The organism is Loigolactobacillus zhaoyuanensis (genome assembly GCF_003946385.1).
GTDB classification, from domain to species: domain Bacteria; phylum Bacillota; class Bacilli; order Lactobacillales; family Lactobacillaceae; genus Loigolactobacillus; species Loigolactobacillus zhaoyuanensis.
Window position 1 is genome coordinate 1 of sequence record NZ_RHOE01000055.1, and the last position, 16,245, is coordinate 16,245.

The 16,245-nt window shown below is 42.5% G+C and carries 18 protein-coding genes; 3 read left to right on the forward strand and 15 right to left on the reverse strand.

From position 1 onward, the window contains the following. Nucleotides 1-170 precede the first annotated feature (170 nt). The 5 genes from EKM76_RS10030 to EKM76_RS10050 all read right to left on the reverse strand — a co-directional run bounded on the left by EKM76_RS10030 (nt 171) and on the right by EKM76_RS10050 (nt 4,900). The gene (locus EKM76_RS10030) at nt 171-1,091 is read right to left on the reverse strand and encodes an L-lactate dehydrogenase (RefSeq protein ID WP_125550538.1); all 921 of its coding nucleotides are present in this window, start codon (nt 1,089-1,091) and stop codon (nt 171-173) included. A 174-nt stretch (nt 1,092-1,265) separates the two neighbouring features. Beyond that, entirely contained in the window at nt 1,266-2,414 is a 1,149-nt protein-coding gene (locus tag EKM76_RS10035; RefSeq protein WP_125550539.1) for an AI-2E family transporter, read from the reverse strand. Nucleotides 2,415-2,696: 282 nt separating this feature from the next. Beyond that, nucleotides 2,697-3,005, reverse strand: a complete 309-nt coding sequence (locus EKM76_RS10040) for a winged helix-turn-helix transcriptional regulator (RefSeq protein ID WP_125550540.1) — start codon at nt 3,003-3,005, stop codon at nt 2,697-2,699. 128 nt (nt 3,006-3,133) lie between these two features. Further along, nucleotides 3,134-3,982, reverse strand: a complete 849-nt coding sequence (locus tag EKM76_RS10045) for an alpha/beta fold hydrolase (protein WP_125550541.1) — start codon at nt 3,980-3,982, stop codon at nt 3,134-3,136. 9 nt (nt 3,983-3,991) lie between these two features. Then, the gene (locus EKM76_RS10050; RefSeq protein ID WP_125550542.1) at nt 3,992-4,900 is read right to left on the reverse strand and encodes a magnesium transporter CorA family protein; all 909 of its coding nucleotides are present in this window, start codon (nt 4,898-4,900) and stop codon (nt 3,992-3,994) included. A 138-nt stretch (nt 4,901-5,038) separates the two neighbouring features. On the opposite strand from EKM76_RS10050, the gene EKM76_RS10055 reads away from it, so the two are divergent. Then, nucleotides 5,039-6,016 (forward strand): linear amide C-N hydrolase, encoded by a 978-nt coding sequence (locus EKM76_RS10055; protein ID WP_125550543.1) that lies wholly within the window; start codon nt 5,039-5,041, stop codon nt 6,014-6,016. A 14-nt stretch (nt 6,017-6,030) separates the two neighbouring features. On the opposite strand, the gene EKM76_RS10060 is transcribed toward EKM76_RS10055, so the two are convergent. From EKM76_RS10060 to EKM76_RS10085, 6 genes are all read right to left on the reverse strand, one after another. Next, complete coding sequence (locus EKM76_RS10060) at nt 6,031-6,540, reverse strand: GNAT family N-acetyltransferase (RefSeq protein WP_125550544.1); 510 nt, start codon at nt 6,538-6,540, stop codon at nt 6,031-6,033. Between the two features lie 15 nt (nt 6,541-6,555). After that, nucleotides 6,556-6,873: a DMT family transporter gene (locus EKM76_RS10065; protein ID WP_125550555.1), complete on the reverse strand. Its 318-nt coding sequence runs from the start codon at nt 6,871-6,873 to the stop codon at nt 6,556-6,558. A 177-nt stretch (nt 6,874-7,050) separates the two neighbouring features. Beyond that, nucleotides 7,051-7,578, reverse strand: coding sequence for a MarR family winged helix-turn-helix transcriptional regulator (locus EKM76_RS10070; RefSeq protein WP_125550545.1), 528 nt, complete (start codon nt 7,576-7,578; stop codon nt 7,051-7,053). Nucleotides 7,579-7,722: 144 nt separating this feature from the next. After that, the gene (locus EKM76_RS10075; RefSeq protein ID WP_125550546.1) at nt 7,723-8,838 is read right to left on the reverse strand and encodes a 5-methyltetrahydropteroyltriglutamate--homocysteine S-methyltransferase; all 1,116 of its coding nucleotides are present in this window, start codon (nt 8,836-8,838) and stop codon (nt 7,723-7,725) included. A gap of 314 nt (nt 8,839-9,152) precedes the next feature. After that, entirely contained in the window at nt 9,153-10,532 is a 1,380-nt protein-coding gene (locus EKM76_RS10080) for an MFS transporter (protein WP_125550547.1), read from the reverse strand. 15 nt (nt 10,533-10,547) lie between these two features. Continuing rightward, complete coding sequence (locus tag EKM76_RS10085) at nt 10,548-10,955, reverse strand: MarR family winged helix-turn-helix transcriptional regulator (RefSeq protein WP_125550548.1); 408 nt, start codon at nt 10,953-10,955, stop codon at nt 10,548-10,550. A gap of 113 nt (nt 10,956-11,068) precedes the next feature. On the opposite strand from EKM76_RS10085, the gene EKM76_RS10090 reads away from it, so the two are divergent. Next, complete coding sequence (locus EKM76_RS10090) at nt 11,069-11,479, forward strand: peptide deformylase (RefSeq protein ID WP_125550549.1); 411 nt, start codon at nt 11,069-11,071, stop codon at nt 11,477-11,479. A gap of 106 nt (nt 11,480-11,585) precedes the next feature. Continuing rightward, nucleotides 11,586-12,425, forward strand: coding sequence for a peptide-methionine (S)-S-oxide reductase MsrA (msrA, locus tag EKM76_RS10095; RefSeq protein ID WP_125550550.1), 840 nt, complete (start codon nt 11,586-11,588; stop codon nt 12,423-12,425). An 8-nt stretch (nt 12,426-12,433) separates the two neighbouring features. Here the strand turns inward: msrA and arsC are convergent, their stop codons facing one another. The 4 genes from arsC to EKM76_RS10115 form a co-directional block, all read right to left on the reverse strand. Continuing rightward, entirely contained in the window at nt 12,434-12,850 is a 417-nt protein-coding gene (arsC, locus tag EKM76_RS10100) for an arsenate reductase (thioredoxin) (RefSeq protein ID WP_125550551.1), read from the reverse strand. A 126-nt stretch (nt 12,851-12,976) separates the two neighbouring features. Then, nucleotides 12,977-14,068: an aspartate-semialdehyde dehydrogenase gene (gene asd / locus EKM76_RS10105; protein WP_125550552.1), complete on the reverse strand. Its 1,092-nt coding sequence runs from the start codon at nt 14,066-14,068 to the stop codon at nt 12,977-12,979. Nucleotides 14,069-14,426: 358 nt separating this feature from the next. Beyond that, the gene (locus EKM76_RS10110; protein ID WP_125550553.1) at nt 14,427-14,726 is read right to left on the reverse strand and encodes a HesB/YadR/YfhF family protein; all 300 of its coding nucleotides are present in this window, start codon (nt 14,724-14,726) and stop codon (nt 14,427-14,429) included. 304 nt (nt 14,727-15,030) lie between these two features. Then, entirely contained in the window at nt 15,031-16,074 is a 1,044-nt protein-coding gene (locus EKM76_RS10115) for a zinc-dependent alcohol dehydrogenase family protein (protein WP_125550554.1), read from the reverse strand. Nucleotides 16,075-16,245 lie beyond the last annotated feature (171 nt).

The following is a 16,245-nucleotide window of genomic DNA, read 5'->3' on the forward strand; positions in this document are numbered from 1 at the left end:
GGCTTTTGGCTTCCGTAACTATCATCATTTAGTTTCTCGAATCAAGTTACAACAGATGCGCACGAAACCAAATAAAAAAACAGAATTGGAAGTTGCTTAACTTCCAATTCTGTCTAAAATTAGCTATCAACAGGATTTGACAAAGAGCCCATAGAATGAGCACTTCAAAGTTAGCGACTTTCCGCATATTTTGTTTTGATGAAGTCAGCCGATGTTTGTAACTTGGCTAATTCCTCTTTGGTTAAATCTAATTGTAGCTGCTCAACAATGCCATCACGACCGACAATTGCTGGGTACGAAAGATAAGTACCATATTCTTCACGATAATTAGAAACCGGCAACTCAGTCAGCGCATTGGTCATGATCGTGTTGGCCAAGTAAACAGCTGCAGTGGAAACACCGTAGTTAGTGTATTTCTTACCATGGAAAACTTTAAAACCACCAGCTCTAGCTTCGTGATCCAGTTCCGCCAAATCAAGTCCTTTTTCCTCAGCAACCTCGGTAATTGGCTTACCCAGCACCCGAACCGTTGACCATGCAGTAAACTGCGAATTGCCGTGCTCGCCCAGATTATAACCGACTACTGAACGCGAATCGATTTGCAAGCGCTCCGCCACCGCCCGCTTCATCCGCGCTGAATCTAATAAAGTACCAGTGCCGATAACGTGCTTCTTTGGTAAGCCAGTGACTTCTTGATAAATTGAAGTAATGACATCAACCGGATTAGTGATCGCCACGATCAAGCCATTAAAACCACTGGCTTTAATTTTAGCCGCAACTTCGCGCACTGCATCCCGCGTAAACGGCAATTCAGCAAAACGATCATCATTAGCGTTATCCTGTAATTTAATGTTACCCACTGCCGAAATGATCACGTCGGCATCCTGCAAAGCGGCATAATCGTTGACCACAATATTAGTATGATGTGGTAAATTAGGTAGCGCATCCTGCAGATCCAGCGCATCTGCCGCTACCTTGGTTTCATTTTTATCGATTAAAACTAGATCGTCGGCAAAGCCGCCCGCTACAATATAATGAGCCGCGGCCGCACCAACATTGCCCATTCCAATAACCGCTAATTTTCGTGACATTATTCTAATCTCCTTCTAATTATTTATTCATTTTATATCATAGCACGTTCTAACTGAATTATTCTTAGTAGCCGCAAAATAATTGCAAGATTACTTACCCACCGCTTATAATGATTTTTTGCACGCCAACAACGGTCGAATCATTATTGCCTAAATTAAAAAGAAATCTGAATTTCAGGCTTCTTTTTCTTGAGCTATTTTCTTTGCTTTTTTCTTTGGCAATCGGTCATTTGTTGCATTACGCAACAGCTGATAAATAGTTGCCGCTATTGGCACGCCTAATAACATGCCCAAAACACCAGCAACACCACTACCAATTGTAATTGCCGCTAACACCCAGATTCCCGGCAATCCGATCGAAGTGCCAACGACTCGCGGATAAATTAGATTATTCTCTAGTTGTTGTAAAACTAAAATAAAGACAATGAACAAAACTGCCTTAAGCGGCGCATCAACCACGATCAGTAAAAACCCAACTGCGGCACCGATCCACGCCCCGAAAATTGGGATCAATGCCATGATCCCGATAAAAGCCCCGATCGGTACAGCGTACGGAAAACGGAACAGTAGCATCCCCAGCACACACAGCGTTCCCAAAACAAACGCTTCAGTTACCTGACCGATAATAAAGCTACTAAACATTTGGTTGGCGACATGTAAAACATACCGTGTTTTGCTTAATATTTTTTGCGGGACAAATGCCTGACTAACTCGTTGCACATTACCTGCTAACCGTTCCTTACTGGCTAAAATATAAATGGCAAAAGTTACCGCTAGAAAGAAATTAACGATTCCTTTGGTAATATTACCGAACAGCTTAAAGGCTGAGCCGAAAACGCCACTCACGCCAGATGTAAAGTATTGCATGACTTTGGATTGTATCGATGACCAATCAATCTTTAGTGATTCTAATTGCTGGGTGATCAAAGGCATTTGATCAGTATCTTTTAGCCAATTTGTTATCTTAGTGGCTACAACCGGTAATGAACTAAAGAAATCACCTAAAGCCGTGGTAAACTTGGGGATCACCAATTGAAGCACACCAAAGATCACCGCCAAAATAATGACCAACGCCGCCACGATCACTACTGGCCGGCGACTTTTTTGTAGCCAGCGTTTCTGGGTACGGGGGAAATACCACTTCTCCAAGCGCCGACACAGTAAGTTTAATACATAGGCCAGCGCGCCACCCAGGATCAGCGGTAAAATGATTCCAATCAGATTATTAAACGCTGAAAAAATTTGTTTTGGATAAACTAGTACGACCAAAAATAAACCTATAATAATTGCGCCTTGGATTAGTTTTCTTCGATTAATTTCCATTGAAAGCTCCTTCGTGAAAATAAAATATCACCCTGTTGGATCCACAAATTTATTAAAGCATACATTAACCTTAATTTCATCCACCCTAAGCCCAAGATATTCAATCTTTCTTTAACTGAATTACCTTCACTTCGATTCGGTGTAACTAATATTTACATACCTTAATTAGATTATACAGCTTAGTACAAACAACTAACCAGCTACACGCTTTAGCACTCAGCTTACGACAAAAAAAGCCCACGTCATAATAATCTATGACATGGACCACGATTTGCTTGAATATTAATATTCAGCCACTAATTTAGGGCTAGTGTTGCGTGCACCCCAACGTTCTAATTCACCTAAAACCTGCTTCAATTGTTCGCCATTAGCCGTTAACTTGACTTGAGCATCTTCGCTTAAGTCTAATAAATTCAGTTGCTCCAATTCGCCTAACTTATTGTACAGATCAAGTGTTGATAGTCCTGGTATTTGCTTGCGCAAGTCCATAAAATCAAGCGGTGTTGTTGCTAAGTTGGTTACAACTAAGCCCGCCCATTTGTCATTCAAAATTTTCAAACTCACGTTAATTCCTAGCGAATAATTAGTCATCGGTTAAGCTTCCTCTCTCGGTTAGAATCTATTCTCATGCCATTTTCATCATATTTTTCATAAATGGTCAACGAGTTATATTCTAGCACAAGCAGTTGCTTAATTTAAATCATTTGCTTAAATAATATTTAAAATGTAGTCACCAACTGCTGGTAATAAGTCCTGATTTTTTGAAAAACGAGCTCGGTGTTTTCCAATTGTAACCAGTGGCCGGCACCGATAACCGCAATAATCGTTAAGTTTGGGGCATAATACACTGAATGCTGCATTTGCGCATAACTTAAGTAAGGATCTTGTTCACCAATAATTCCCAGCACGGGTAGACTGACAGTTGCGTTTTGCACAGCGGGATGTTTTTCCCAATAATACGGGTTCAAGTTGGCACGATACCAATTTAAAGCTGCAGTAAAACGCCCCGGACGCTGCAGATCCGGCAACCAATGTGCTGTAGCCTCCGGATTATATTTGGTGAATTTTCTAAACAATGCCCAATCGTGACAAGAAAATAATCTTTCCGCACTCCCGGTAAAAAGAAAACTAAGCGCATACCAACTTTTTCGCAGCTGTTCAAAACCGCCCGCTTGTGCAAAGGCACGCGGGTGACCTACACCAAGTGTCACGTAAGAAGAGAATAATTCTGGTTGCGTTAAGATCGCACGCCAACCAATATTAGCACCCCAATCATGCGCAATTAATTTTACTTTTTGTGTCACCTGTAATGCCTGTAAAATACCAACTAGATCTGAAACTATCTGCCGGCTGCGGTAATTAGTAACTCCCAGCGGCGCATCAGTTTGGCCAAAGCCACGCTGATCATAGGCAATAACGCGGTAACCAGCACCAAGTAGCCGCGGAATCAGCTTACGCCAAACTTGCAGCGAATCAGGAAAACCGTGTAACAACAGAATTGGCTCACCACTACCTTGATCGAAAACGTTAAAATTCAATTGATTAACTTTAATTATTTTAGTCTGCATTGCGCTGACCTACATCTTATGGTGTAACTTCAAGGCAATCAATAACCACACGATCAATACCAAAGAAACACCAATAGTCAGCAACCAGGCGCCGCCTAATTTGGCCAACGGTAAATGGACATTCATCCCATAAAAACCGGTAATGATCGTTGGTACTGCCATCGTCAGTGACCAAATCGTTAAAATTTTCATTGTATCATTTAGGTTGTTATTAACAATGCTATCGAAGGTATCACCGATCCGATCGACAACTTGGGTCTCAATATCGATCATCCATTGCACCTGCTCCGCCTCGATCGTAACATCATCCAGCACTTCCTGTTTCGCCGGCCCAATCGCCAAGCCAAAATGAGTGCGCGGCAAATGACGCAATAAATTCAAGTTGAACTGGACGGCACCTAGAAAAAAGGTCAACGTCTGGCGCAAATAAGATAGCGCAATTAAATCAGTGTTTTTAGCCTCTTTATTTAGTGTTTGGTCCAGCTGATTACGTTTTTTAGTAATTGCTTTAACAATGCCAATATAACTATCCATTAAAGCAAAGAGCGTTTGTAAAATAAAATGATCGGCGGTTTTGATTTCTGAATTTTGTTGGACTTTAGTAAAAATCTGATCGACCCAGTCCAAGCCACTTTCATTAAAAGTAAACAACGTCCCTTGATGGATAATAAAACTGATTGGCCGCGTAATGTACCGCAACTGTGCCATATTGATCGTATACGGTACGTGCACAATAAAGAGTTGATCGGCTGTATCTGAATCATAAACATAATTAGGGCTTTCATCTTTATCAGTTACATAAGTGATCATTTCTGAGGTTAAATCATAGGTTTGTTGTAGCTGTGTGCATTCGGTTGGCGTCAATTGCTCCGTTCTGATCCAATTATAGTCTGCCGTCGTTATTTTTGAATGAATCATGAATTAACTTCCTTTACTGTCATCTTAATTTTATTATATTAGTTTGTTGATCGATCACCAAACTTTAATAAACAAAAAGACTGCATCTGCATCAAATCTATGCTAGATTAACCTAAAAAGCAGAATGGGATGGTTTTAATGTGTACTAGCATTTTTCAAGTTGCTAAAAACGGTGTGCATGTACTGGCGCGAACCATGGACTGGCCAACTTTAGAAAACTCACCGTTATTTGTGCCGCGCAACTTTAGCTGGCAGTCAGCCTTTGATCATCAAACTCACGTCAATGCGTACGCCTTGATTGGTGGTGGCAGTATTAAGCAAGGGCGCATCGACGTTTCTGATGGCGTCAATGAACACGGCTTGTGCGCCCAAAAATTAACATTTAACAACGGCACCCAATATGCGATCCACCGTGATGCCACTAAAATACAATTAGCCCCATTTGAATTTGTTTTTTGGCTGTTAGGTCATTTTAAATCAGTCACTGACATTGAAGCGCACTTAGCTGAAATCGAATTAATGGCAGCAGCTTTTAGTGATACTAACTATGGTAACCCTGAGCTACACTTCGCTTTGACCGATACTACTGGCCGCGTTGTGGTGATCGAACCAACACAGATCCCCATGCAACTCATCGAAAATCCGCTGGGCGTGGTCACTAATAGTCCTCACTTCACCCAACAATTAACGCAATTAGAGAAATACGTCGAGTTCACTGCTGCCTTTAAAGCCGGCACTGTACCGCTCAATACTGCAAAAGTGACCACTGGTAACCTTGCTGGCAAAGCTATCCCGTCTGGTGCCTACTCGCCTAGCGCCCGCTTTATTCGCGCGGCCTATTTAAAAGAACGCGCTGATCAGCCGACTGACGAAGCAGCGGCTATTGTTGCTAGTTGGCATTTATTGAACAGTGTTAGCGTTCCCCGCAGCTCGGCCCACCAACAAACTTTCTCGGTATATCGTGCCGCTACCGTTGCCGAAAGCCGCAGTTACTATTTTCAATCCTATCATCGTGGTGATATTGTCAAGCTGCAGCTCAAGCCAGAAATGCTTAATTGGCGTGAACCGCAGCTCTATCCACTAGCCGATGAGCTTAACGTCAACCAGCTAAATTAATGCTACTTTAACCTTCATAATTCTTTGGTCATAATAAGGTCAGTTTGCGGATCATCGCCCATAACAAATGAATGTTGGCCGCTACGGATAAAACCTAATTTAGCGTAAAATTGCTGTGCCGGCAGATTATGTTCCCAAACACCTAACCAAAGCTTGGTTTTCCCTAGTTGTTGCGCAAGCGTAATGGCACGTGCAATCATCTGCCTACCTAATCCTTGGCGTTTAAAAGCGGGGCGCACATAGATTCGTTCCACTTCTAACGCTGCGTCACCCATCGCTTCTGTCTGTGCCGTTGCGTAATTAATTTTAAGATAGCCAGCTAACTGTTGATCCACGTAAGCAAGGTAGAACTGCGATAATGGATCAGTTAGTTCTTGCTGTAATTTAGCTGGATCATACGCTGCCGCCAAGTAAGCAGCTAAGTTTTCCGGTGTATTTTGTGCGCCAAATGTATCTGTAAATGTTTCAATGCTGATCTGGCGTAATACAGGTAACTCCGTTAATGTTATTTTTTTTAATTTCATTATATTCCCCTCCGATTACTGTACTGTCATTTTAATACCGATGATACTGATCAGCAACAAGCCGACAAACACCCACGTCAACGGCGTTAAGTGATCACCAAAGAAAATCACACCAAAAATGATGGTTCCCAACGCCCCGATGCCGGTCCAAACTGGATAAGCAATGCCTAATGGTAAGCTTTTGATTGCTTTAGCCAGTAACCAAAAACTTAAAATCATCCCCAAAATCGTATACAGCGTATAATCAAGTTTTTGAAACCCATGGCTTAACTTTAAAGTCGTCGCCCAAACAGTTTCAAATAACCCAGCAATAATTAAGTAGATCCATGCCAAATTAATTCCCCCTTGTTCATAAAATAATGCAAAAAAATAAAGCATCATTACCATTCCTCCAATGACCTAACGGAATGATAACAATGCTTGCAACCCACCCGGCGGCAGGTAATTAATTTAATTTTGCGAATAAGGGCATTATAGCACACCCTTAATTGAAACTAAACCGTGGTATTTTTATTTCATGCCATGGTGATGATGATGCGGTCCATGTTCGCCAAAAGGATGCATTTGCGTCCGTAATTGACTAAATTCTGGATCTTCTGGATCTAATTCACTAAAACCTTGTTGAACTTTTTCCAATAAGTTTTGTAATTCCGCCTGTTCAGTCACCGTCAAATGGGTAAATACCTTTTCTGACATGGTGTCGCGCATAGCGGCCATATTAGTGACCATTTCTTTACCAGTTGCCGTTAGGTGCACCGTTGATACACGTTTATCATTTTCAGCTGGTCGCCGCTCGATCACGGCGTTTTCCTCAAGTTGCTTGAGCCCAGCGCTCACTGAACTTGGCCGAATATCTAAAGCCTCAGCAATTTCAGCATTAGTCATGCCATCATGCTGACTGATCAAGTGTAGCAACCGTCCGGGGCCACGGTGGCCAGGATGACCAAAATGGCCGGGATGATGACGCGCCATTAACATGGTTGGTTGATGCGTGACTTTTCTTAACTGCTGCATTAAATTTTGTGTTTGTTCAGACATAAGATAGCCTCCATTTATTTTTATTTTAGTTAGTTTAGCTAATATAAAACTAACAACTGTAGAATAAATCGTTAGCGCTTATTTGTCAACGAATTGACTCGCACAAAAAAACAACCCATCGCTGGATTGTTTTAACGCCTACAATTAGTCTTCTGGCCAAACTTGTTTAGCGGTATCGTGAATTAATTCTAATTTAGCCCACTGTTGGTCTTCGGTTAAATGATTACCTTCCTCAGTGGAAGCAAACCCACATTGCGCGGATAGACACAGGTCAGCTAGTGGCACATACTGGCTGGCGTCTTTGATTCGCTGTTCTAAGACAGCTTGATCTTCTAGCTCAGGCTGTTTTGAAGTGACTAAGCCCAAAACGATCCGCTGATGACGGCCGTTAGCCGCAATTTTAGCTAAAGGTTCAAACCCACCGGAACGTTCGTCATCGTATTCCAAAAAGAAACCATCAATGTGTAATTGCGCTAAGTAATCCGCCACGGGGTCATAAGCACCAGCGCCGGCCCAAGTTGAAGCATAGTTACCACGACAAACGTGCATCGTCAACGTCAAATCAGCTGGCTTAGTGTCCGCTATTGCGTTGATTGCTTTAACTGCCGCGACACATAATGGTTCTAAATCAGGATTGATCGTACCCTCAGAAAAGCTGGCCCACATTCCCCATGAGGTATCATCAATTTGTAAATAGCGGCACCCAAGGTCATAAAAATGTTGCACCGTTTGTTGATAAGCGGTAATTAAATCGTCTAGAAATGCATCAAAATCATGATAGTGTTGATCATAAATTTCGGCAGCTTCATTGGGGAAGAAAACCGACGGACTAGGAATCGTCTGCTTAGCTGTAACGCCAGCTGGCATGATCGCATTTAACTTAGTGAAATCTGCAAAAAAGGGATGCTCTGGATTGTAAGTAAGCTTATCGGTGATCTTGATTCCACCCTTGCGTGTTTCCAAACCATGAAAAATAAAACCTTTGTCTGGTTCGAAGAAATGGGCGCCATTCAAACCATCGAAAAAGTCTAAATGCCACCAACTGCGCCGGAATTCTCCATCAGTTGCGGCTTTAAAACCTAGTGCGACTTGTTTGTCGACAATTCGTTGAACTTGTTCATCTTCAACTTGGTGAAACGCAGCGGCATCAATTTTATGCGCATTAAAATCGACACGTGCTTGCTTTAGCGCTTCCGGGCGTAACAAACTACCCACTTGATCATACCGATAAGGAAATTTATTTTTTGTTGCCACTGTCATTTGAACCACTCCTCGTTTTTAATTTGGAAATAAAAAAGTCCTCGGAAAATATTTTCCAAGGACGTCTAATTACGTGATACCACCTTAATTTCTGCTTAGTTCACACCAAACAGCTTAACAAGTACATTTGTACTCTGCGCGTTAATGGGCGCAACCAATTCAGCCTGATCATTGACTCAGCCAAATTTCACTCCAAGACCATCTTCACCACTAATCGTAGCCACTTGCACCACCGCGACCTCGCTGTCAACCAACTAGTACTTACTCATCTCTTCATCGTTCTATTATCATTTAATTTTAATTATATTCTAATGTTATTGAGTAGACTTGTCAAGCGGCCACAAAATCACTTTGCCTAACACAATTAATTCGATCACTAGCAGGCTCAGTAGGAAATAGAACGCATGCTGTGAGCCAATTGCTGTGGCAACGGTAACTTTCATGTGTCCGGCATTCTGACTCTGACCGATAATTACCGCCACAATTGCCGTACCCATTGCACCAGCAAATTGCTGCATTGTTGTAAAAATGGCATTACCATCAGCTTGTTCTGCCGGCGTCAGTAATTGTAAACCATTAGTCATAATATTGCCGTACGCCAAGCCCACACCGGCCATAAAAATCAAATAAAAGGCGATGATCAAGCCATCATTCAACGCTCGACCTAAGAAACTAAATAATAATAGTGCCAGTAACGCTAATGTCGAGCCGATCAATAGCGGCTTTTTAGGCCCTAGTCGATCGAGAATTCGACCACTAAATGGTGCAAAAACCGCACCTAGCAAAGCGCCCGGTAACACAACCAAGCCCGCCGCCGTTGCTGAACTATGGTTAACCAACTGGATGTAATTTGGCAAAATAAACGACAAACCTAATGCAGTGATCTGTATTAGAAAAAAGCTAAGCACATGACCAGCAAAGTCGCCGTTGCGTAACACATTTAAATTAATAATTGGCGTTGTCAATCGTTGTGAACGAACCACTAGTGCTAATAAGCCTAACAGACCAATGATGAAGGCACCGCCGACCAGCCAACTGAAAAGCGACTGCTCGCCCATATTGCTAAAACCGATGATCAACCCCGCAAAAGTCGCCATAATGAATAAAATGCTTAAACCATCAAATGACATCTGCTGAATGCACTTTAAGCCGATCACCAATGACAATACCAAAATTGGCAGCAGAAGAATAAAAATATAGCGCCAACCTAATGTGGAAACCACAATACCACCAAATGTTGGGCCAATTGCTGGCGCAATCGCTGTGATCAGAGTACCGATGCCCATCATAAAACCAATTTTTGCTACCGGTACCTGTTCTAAAATTATATTAAACATTAAGGGTAAGGCAATCCCAGTGCCTATGCCTTGGACTACGCGACCTAATAGTAAAATTGGAAAGTAGGTTGCAACAGCATCCAATCCCAAACCAACAATAAATAACAGATTAGCTAATAAAAATAGTTGCTTGGTGCGGAATCGCTTTTTCAAAATAGCTGATAACGGCACCATAATAGCTACTGTTAGTAAATAAATAGTCGTCATCCACTGCACCATCGCCGTGCTAACGTTAAATTCCTGCATTAAGGTCGGAAAAGTGATGTTCATCGCTGTTTCTACGATCACCCCGCAAAACGACATTAAACCAGTAGCTACCACCGCGCCAAGTACCCGTGGTGAAATTTTTTCCGTCATTTTATCCCTACTTTCTTACAAATAATACTTGAGCATTTTTTCAAAAGTTTGTATTTCTTGAGTGTTGAAGTGATCGCGTAACTGCTGCTCTTGTTGATCAATATAGTCATGCACGATGTTCTCCAATGCCAGCGCCTTGATCGTCAAACTAATCGTTTTCTGCCGCGCATCGGTTGGCGCAACTTGTCGTGTCACTAGTTGTTTCTTCTCCATCCGTTGTAAAATCAGAGTGGTGGTGGATCGCTGAATTGCAAATTCTAATTCAATGTCACGCTGCAAAATCAGTGCTGATCGATGACGACTAAGGTAATCGATGATCGATAATTGCACGCCCGTCAAATCGTACTGTTGCGCAAATTCATCAAATTGACGACTCAGCTGATTTGCGGCTTGTTTCAGTGATCGGCCTATGTTTTCTGCCAATATCGTACGCCCCCCCCATTTTCGTTAGCTAGCTAACAATATATTAGTTTAGCACCAATATTTATGACTCGCAACTGGTATAATGTAAGCAAACCAAATTATAGGAGCTACTCATGAATAAACCAATTATGCACGATCCCACGTTTCTCGCCCAACCAGCCGTCACTGCTACCAAGGCCGACGCAGCCGTGATCACTGATCTATTGGGTACATTGAAAGCCAACGCTGACCGCTGTGTCGGTATGGCGGCGAACATGATCGGCGTCAACAAGCGAATCATCGTTTGCCAAATGGGACCGCTGGCGGTGCCCATGGTCAACCCAGTGATCACCAAAAAAATCGGTGCTTTCACCACCGAAGAAGGTTGCCTATCACTAAACGGCGAGCGGCGTACAACACGTTATAAAACGATCACCGTTAAGTACGCTGATCAAAATTTTCAAACGCACACCCAAGAATTTTCTGGCTGGGTGGCCCAAATTATTCAGCACGAAGTTGATCATTGTGCTGGAATTTTAATTTAGTATAACTATTCACCACCTTAATTAGACTTGCAAGCCAATCTGGTGCATTTTATTATCTTTTCAGTGATAATACAAATAACCAGTTTAAATTAAGGCGGTGCTAAAAATGCAAGTTGATCAAGCTGCACGCTTAAATGATATTTATAATTTGATCCTCAATCCAGGCACCCGTGATTGGGAACGACAGCAGTTAGTGACACTGAAAACTGCTGTCGAAGCAGGTAAAAATTTTAAGACTGAATTAGGTCAGCTTGAAGCCAGCTTACGGCCGCTAGCGGTTAGAGATAATTTAACGCCAGACGTCACTGATTTTTACCGTAAAATCACCGGCAACGCTGCTGAAAGCACGACTTTTGATTTAGCTCGTTTTTACGCAAACGATGAGCCTCATCAGGAACGCGCTATTTTCGCTGGCGGGTGTTTTTGGTGTATGGTTGAGCCGTTTGAAACAAGACCAGGTATCATCGCTGTCGTCTCTGGCTATACTGGTGGCTACACAGAAAATCCCACCTACGATCAAGTGCTGGGCCAATATACTGGCCATGTAGAAGCAGTGGAAATTATTTTCGACAACCGAATCGTTAAGTACGCTGATTTAGTTGCACTATTTTGGCAAATCATTGATCCCACCGATGATCAGGGGCAAATGAATGATCGTGGCAATCAATATCGACCGGTTATTTTTGTCCGTAATGCCCAACAACGGCGAATTGCTACAGCCGCCAAACAGCAACTAGCAGCTTCAGACAAATATAGCCGGCCAATCGTTGTAACAATTGAGGCGGCAACTAAATTTTGGCCGGCAGAAAATTTTCATCAAGAATTCTATAAAAAAAACCGCCAACAGTACCGGCGGATCGAACGAACGCACAAACAATTTTTAGCGGTTCAACATTTACACAGTAAAATACGGATCGGCTTGAGCAAACTACGGAAAAAATCCTAGCCCGTAACCTACTCGCCTTGATTATGGGCTAACTCAAGAATTCGTGATTCAATCTGATCACGAACTTGTCTAAATACGGTTAAGACGTCAGCTTCGGTTCCTTGCGCTAAGGCTGGATCACGTAAAGGCCAATGCTGTTTAACAACTGTGGCGGGCGTTACCGGACACCGATCACGGGCGTCTCCACAAAGCGTGACGACTAAATCACTACTATTCAGATAATCAGTATCGACTAATTTAGATTTATTTTTAGCAATATCGATTCCCTTTTCAGCCATTACTTTAACGGCATTCGGGTTTAGGCCATGGACTTCGATCCCAGCACTAGCGACCCGCCACTGCTTGCCTAAAATCTTCCTAGCAAATCCTTCAGCCATTTGGCTACGACAAGAATTACCGGTACACAAGAAATAAATTTGTGGCATAACTAAGTCCCTCCAAAATCAGCTCAATTTAACAGCTACTAGCTAGTTTAACATCATCAAAAATAGACAATCTTCAAGCGAGGATTGCCTGTTTTTGATTAATTGGTTTTATTAGATCGCAACCGCTTATTTCTGCACAATATAGCCTTGTGCTTTCAGTAATTCAGCACATAAAATCGCACCACCAGCGGCACCACGAGCAGTATTATGTGACAACCCCACAAACTTCCAGTCAAAGATCTTATCTGGCCGTAATCGCCCGATCGAGATTCCCATTCCATGTTCAAAGTTAACATCGTAGCGTACTTGCGGGCGAAAATCATCGGTCATATACTGGATGAACTGCTTTGGCGCTGTTGGTAAATTAAGTTTTTGTGGTTCGCCACTATAACTTTCCAACGCTGCGATCAAGTCTTCCTTAGTTGGATTTTGCTTGAAGTTCACAAACGCTGCCGCCGTATGTCCGTATAAAACAGGGACGCGGAGACATTGACTCGTAATAACTGGTGATTCTGCTGAGACAATTGCCTGCTTGCTGTCATCAACGTGACCAAAAATCTTCAATGGTTCGTCTTCTGATTTAGCTTCTTCACCTGGAATATATGGAATCACGTTCCCCACGATTTCTGGTGCATCTTCCAATGTTTTACCAGCACCGGAGATGGCTTGATAAGTCGTGGCAACAACTTGCGTCGGTTCAAACTGCTGCCAGGCTGCTAACGCTGGTGTATAGCTTTGGATCGAACAATTTGGCTTAACTGCGATAAAACCACGCTTAGTCCCTAAACGTTGCCGTTGATATTTGATAACATCGGAATGATCTGGATTAATTTCTGGTACGATCATTGGTACATCAGGCGTCCAGCGATGTGCACTATTATTGGAAACGACAGGCGTTTCTGTTTTAGCGTAGTCTTCTTCGATTTGACGAATTTCGTCCTTAGACATACTGACGGCAGAGAAGACAAAATCGACCTGTGACGTGACCGCTTCAATATCCGTTGCGTCCAGCAGAACTAAATCCTTGACCCCATCTGGAATCGCTTCTTGCATCTTCCAACGACCTGAAACTGACTCTGCATAAGTTTTACCAGCACTACGCGCACTAGCAGCAACTACCACAACTTCAAACCATGGATGATCAGCTAATAAGGTTACATAGCGCTGACCCACCATCCCCGTAGCACCAATCACACCAACTTTTAATTTATCACTCATACTTATACCTCACTTTTTTACACTATACCCGTAATGATATAGTTAAACCACATGAAAAATCAATTAAAAAATTTTAATAATCAACTCTTTTTTACCAATAAAGCCCTTACTTCACCTAATTAGTCCGCTTCTTATCGTGGTCAAAATAAATTTCGCTAGTTTTAGTTATCTAGCCAATATGGGGTTGGTCAAGATTATAAGCCTTAACATTAAATTGACCAAGGAATTAGTCCGATAATTTCGTGCCGTCTGCTAATTATCCCCACAAAATAAAAAACAGCAATCTTCAACAAGGAAAATCGCTGTTTAAACTCTAATCATCAATTATTTCAAGCCACTTAATTTCAGTAATACAGACTTAACGGTCCGTGGCTTTCGTGAAAATATATGCTGCGTCGTCGTCTTTTAACTCGATATTCAAATCGTAGGCATCCAGAATCCAATCGTCATTGTGATCGATATAGAATGTAACATCTTCGACGGTTACTTTAAAATTAGCAATACCGCTTTTTTCCACAGCCACGCCTAAATAATATTTTGGATAGACTGTGGGGATGCCACCATATATCTTTGTAAAAATTCGAATATATGCCCCTGGTTGTAAATTAAATTCGTCGACAAACCATTTCGCAGCTTCATTACTTACTGAAAATTTCATTATTGGCGTCTCCTTTATCTAGTTTTATGCCCAGTAAATGAACTACTTTCATCTAATATAACAAAGCGGCGGCATAATTACGCGGCAAATGCTTCACTAACTTTTTAATAAGTGCTGGCTTCCTGATCAGTGATCAGCCGCTAACCGGCCCCGCTTAGCAAAATAGCACTTCATTTGCAACGGCCATGTCTTGATACTACCACCCCAAATTTAGCCGATCCACTGCGACAGAATGGAAGCTACCTCATTCTCGTAGCCAAACTTAAGAAAGAGTCATTTTGCTCATATCACAGTCGCTTCAACTTTAAATTTCACTAACAGTGACCAAGGATTTGATTGCCGTGCGCTGATCCATTGCTTCATAGGCAGCTTGAATATGGTCAAGATCAAATTGTTGGGTGAACACTTTACCCGGATTGATTTTGCCACTTAATACAGCATCCAACAAAATTCCTTTGTCGTAAGTCGTGACCGCAGCAATCCCACCGCGTAACCCGACATTCCGCCAGAATAAATTATTAGTGTTCATTTCTGCCTTTTGCGGTACGCCGACACGACCAACGATTGCACCTGGCCGGCCAACTTTGGTTGCAGTATCAACTGATTGTTCAGTGCCGACACATTCAAGTACCGCATCAGCGCCAGCGTTATCTGTCAATGCCATAACCTGTTTAACCGCAGCATCCCCACGTTCAGCCACGATATCAGTCGCACCAAATTCACGGGCCAACTTTTGTCGATCTTCATGACGACTCATCGCGATGATCCGTTTGGCACCACGTAACTTAGCAGCAATGACGCCACACAAACCGACTGCGCCGTCACCCATGACAACAACTGTGTCACCAGGCTTAACTTCCGCACTAGCTGCAGCGTGATAGCCAGTAGCCATAACATCAGCTAAAGTCAAAAGAGAATTTAGCATTGAATCGGAATAAGATTTAGGATCGCCAGGAATCTTGACTAACGCCCAATTAGCATTAACGAAACGCAAGTACTCACCTTGATAACCATTATTGCCACCAGGTTCTTGGTTCAAGCAATCGCCATCAAAACCAGCTAGGCAAGCCGCACAATGGCCACAACCGTGGGTGAACGGTGCGATCACAAAATCGCCGGCTTGGATATCGGTAACGGCAGAACCCACTTCTTCCACAATGCCAATTGCTTCATGACCAACTAATGAATTAGATTCTCGCTTAGCAATACCGCGATACCACCATAGATCTGACCCGCAAACGCAAGCCCGCACGATCCGAATAACCGCATCAGTTGCTTTTTCAATTTTAGGCTTCTCGACCTCATGGATCGCCATTTTTCCTGGTTCAATAAATGCTGCTGCTTTCATATGATCATCTCCTAAAATATTTTGGTACTGTCAAACGTACCTCGTTTTTGTTATTAATTTCCGAATATTAAAAAACACCCGAACGTCTTTTTCTGGTATTCTTGGTGTGCGAACAACAAGAAAATCCAGAAAGAAGGATTCGAGTGCATACACCATTAATAGCCTATTTAG

Bases quoted from the DNA above. Each gene is read 5' to 3' on its own strand.
- asd (WP_125550552.1), bottom strand. From the start codon at position 14,068: ATGAGTGATAAATTAAAAGTTGGTGTGATTGGTGCTACGGGGATGGTG.
- EKM76_RS10035 (WP_125550539.1), bottom strand. From the start codon at position 2,414: ATGGAAATTAATCGAAGAAAACTAATCCAAGGCGCAATTATTATAGGT.
- EKM76_RS10110 (WP_125550553.1), bottom strand. From the start codon at position 14,726: ATGAAATTTTCAGTAAGTAATGAAGCTGCGAAATGGTTTGTCGACGAA.
- EKM76_RS10060 (WP_125550544.1), bottom strand. From the start codon at position 6,540: ATGAAATTAAAAAAAATAACATTAACGGAGTTACCTGTATTACGCCAG.
- EKM76_RS10030 (WP_125550538.1), bottom strand. From the start codon at position 1,091: ATGTCACGAAAATTAGCGGTTATTGGAATGGGCAATGTTGGTGCGGCC.
- EKM76_RS10045 (WP_125550541.1), bottom strand. From the start codon at position 3,982: ATGCAGACTAAAATAATTAAAGTTAATCAATTGAATTTTAACGTTTTC.
- EKM76_RS10080 (WP_125550547.1), bottom strand. From the start codon at position 10,532: ATGACGGAAAAAATTTCACCACGGGTACTTGGCGCGGTGGTAGCTACT.
- EKM76_RS10075 (WP_125550546.1), bottom strand. From the start codon at position 8,838: ATGACAGTGGCAACAAAAAATAAATTTCCTTATCGGTATGATCAAGTG.
- EKM76_RS10090 (WP_125550549.1), top strand. From the start codon at position 11,069: ATGAATAAACCAATTATGCACGATCCCACGTTTCTCGCCCAACCAGCC.
- EKM76_RS10050 (WP_125550542.1), bottom strand. From the start codon at position 4,900: ATGATTCATTCAAAAATAACGACGGCAGACTATAATTGGATCAGAACG.
- msrA (WP_125550550.1), top strand. From the start codon at position 11,586: ATGCAAGTTGATCAAGCTGCACGCTTAAATGATATTTATAATTTGATC.
- EKM76_RS10070 (WP_125550545.1), bottom strand. From the start codon at position 7,578: ATGTCTGAACAAACACAAAATTTAATGCAGCAGTTAAGAAAAGTCACG.
- EKM76_RS10115 (WP_125550554.1), bottom strand. From the start codon at position 16,074: ATGAAAGCAGCAGCATTTATTGAACCAGGAAAAATGGCGATCCATGAG.
- EKM76_RS10055 (WP_125550543.1), top strand. From the start codon at position 5,039: ATGTGTACTAGCATTTTTCAAGTTGCTAAAAACGGTGTGCATGTACTG.
- arsC (WP_125550551.1), bottom strand. From the start codon at position 12,850: ATGCCACAAATTTATTTCTTGTGTACCGGTAATTCTTGTCGTAGCCAA.
- EKM76_RS10040 (WP_125550540.1), bottom strand. From the start codon at position 3,005: ATGACTAATTATTCGCTAGGAATTAACGTGAGTTTGAAAATTTTGAAT.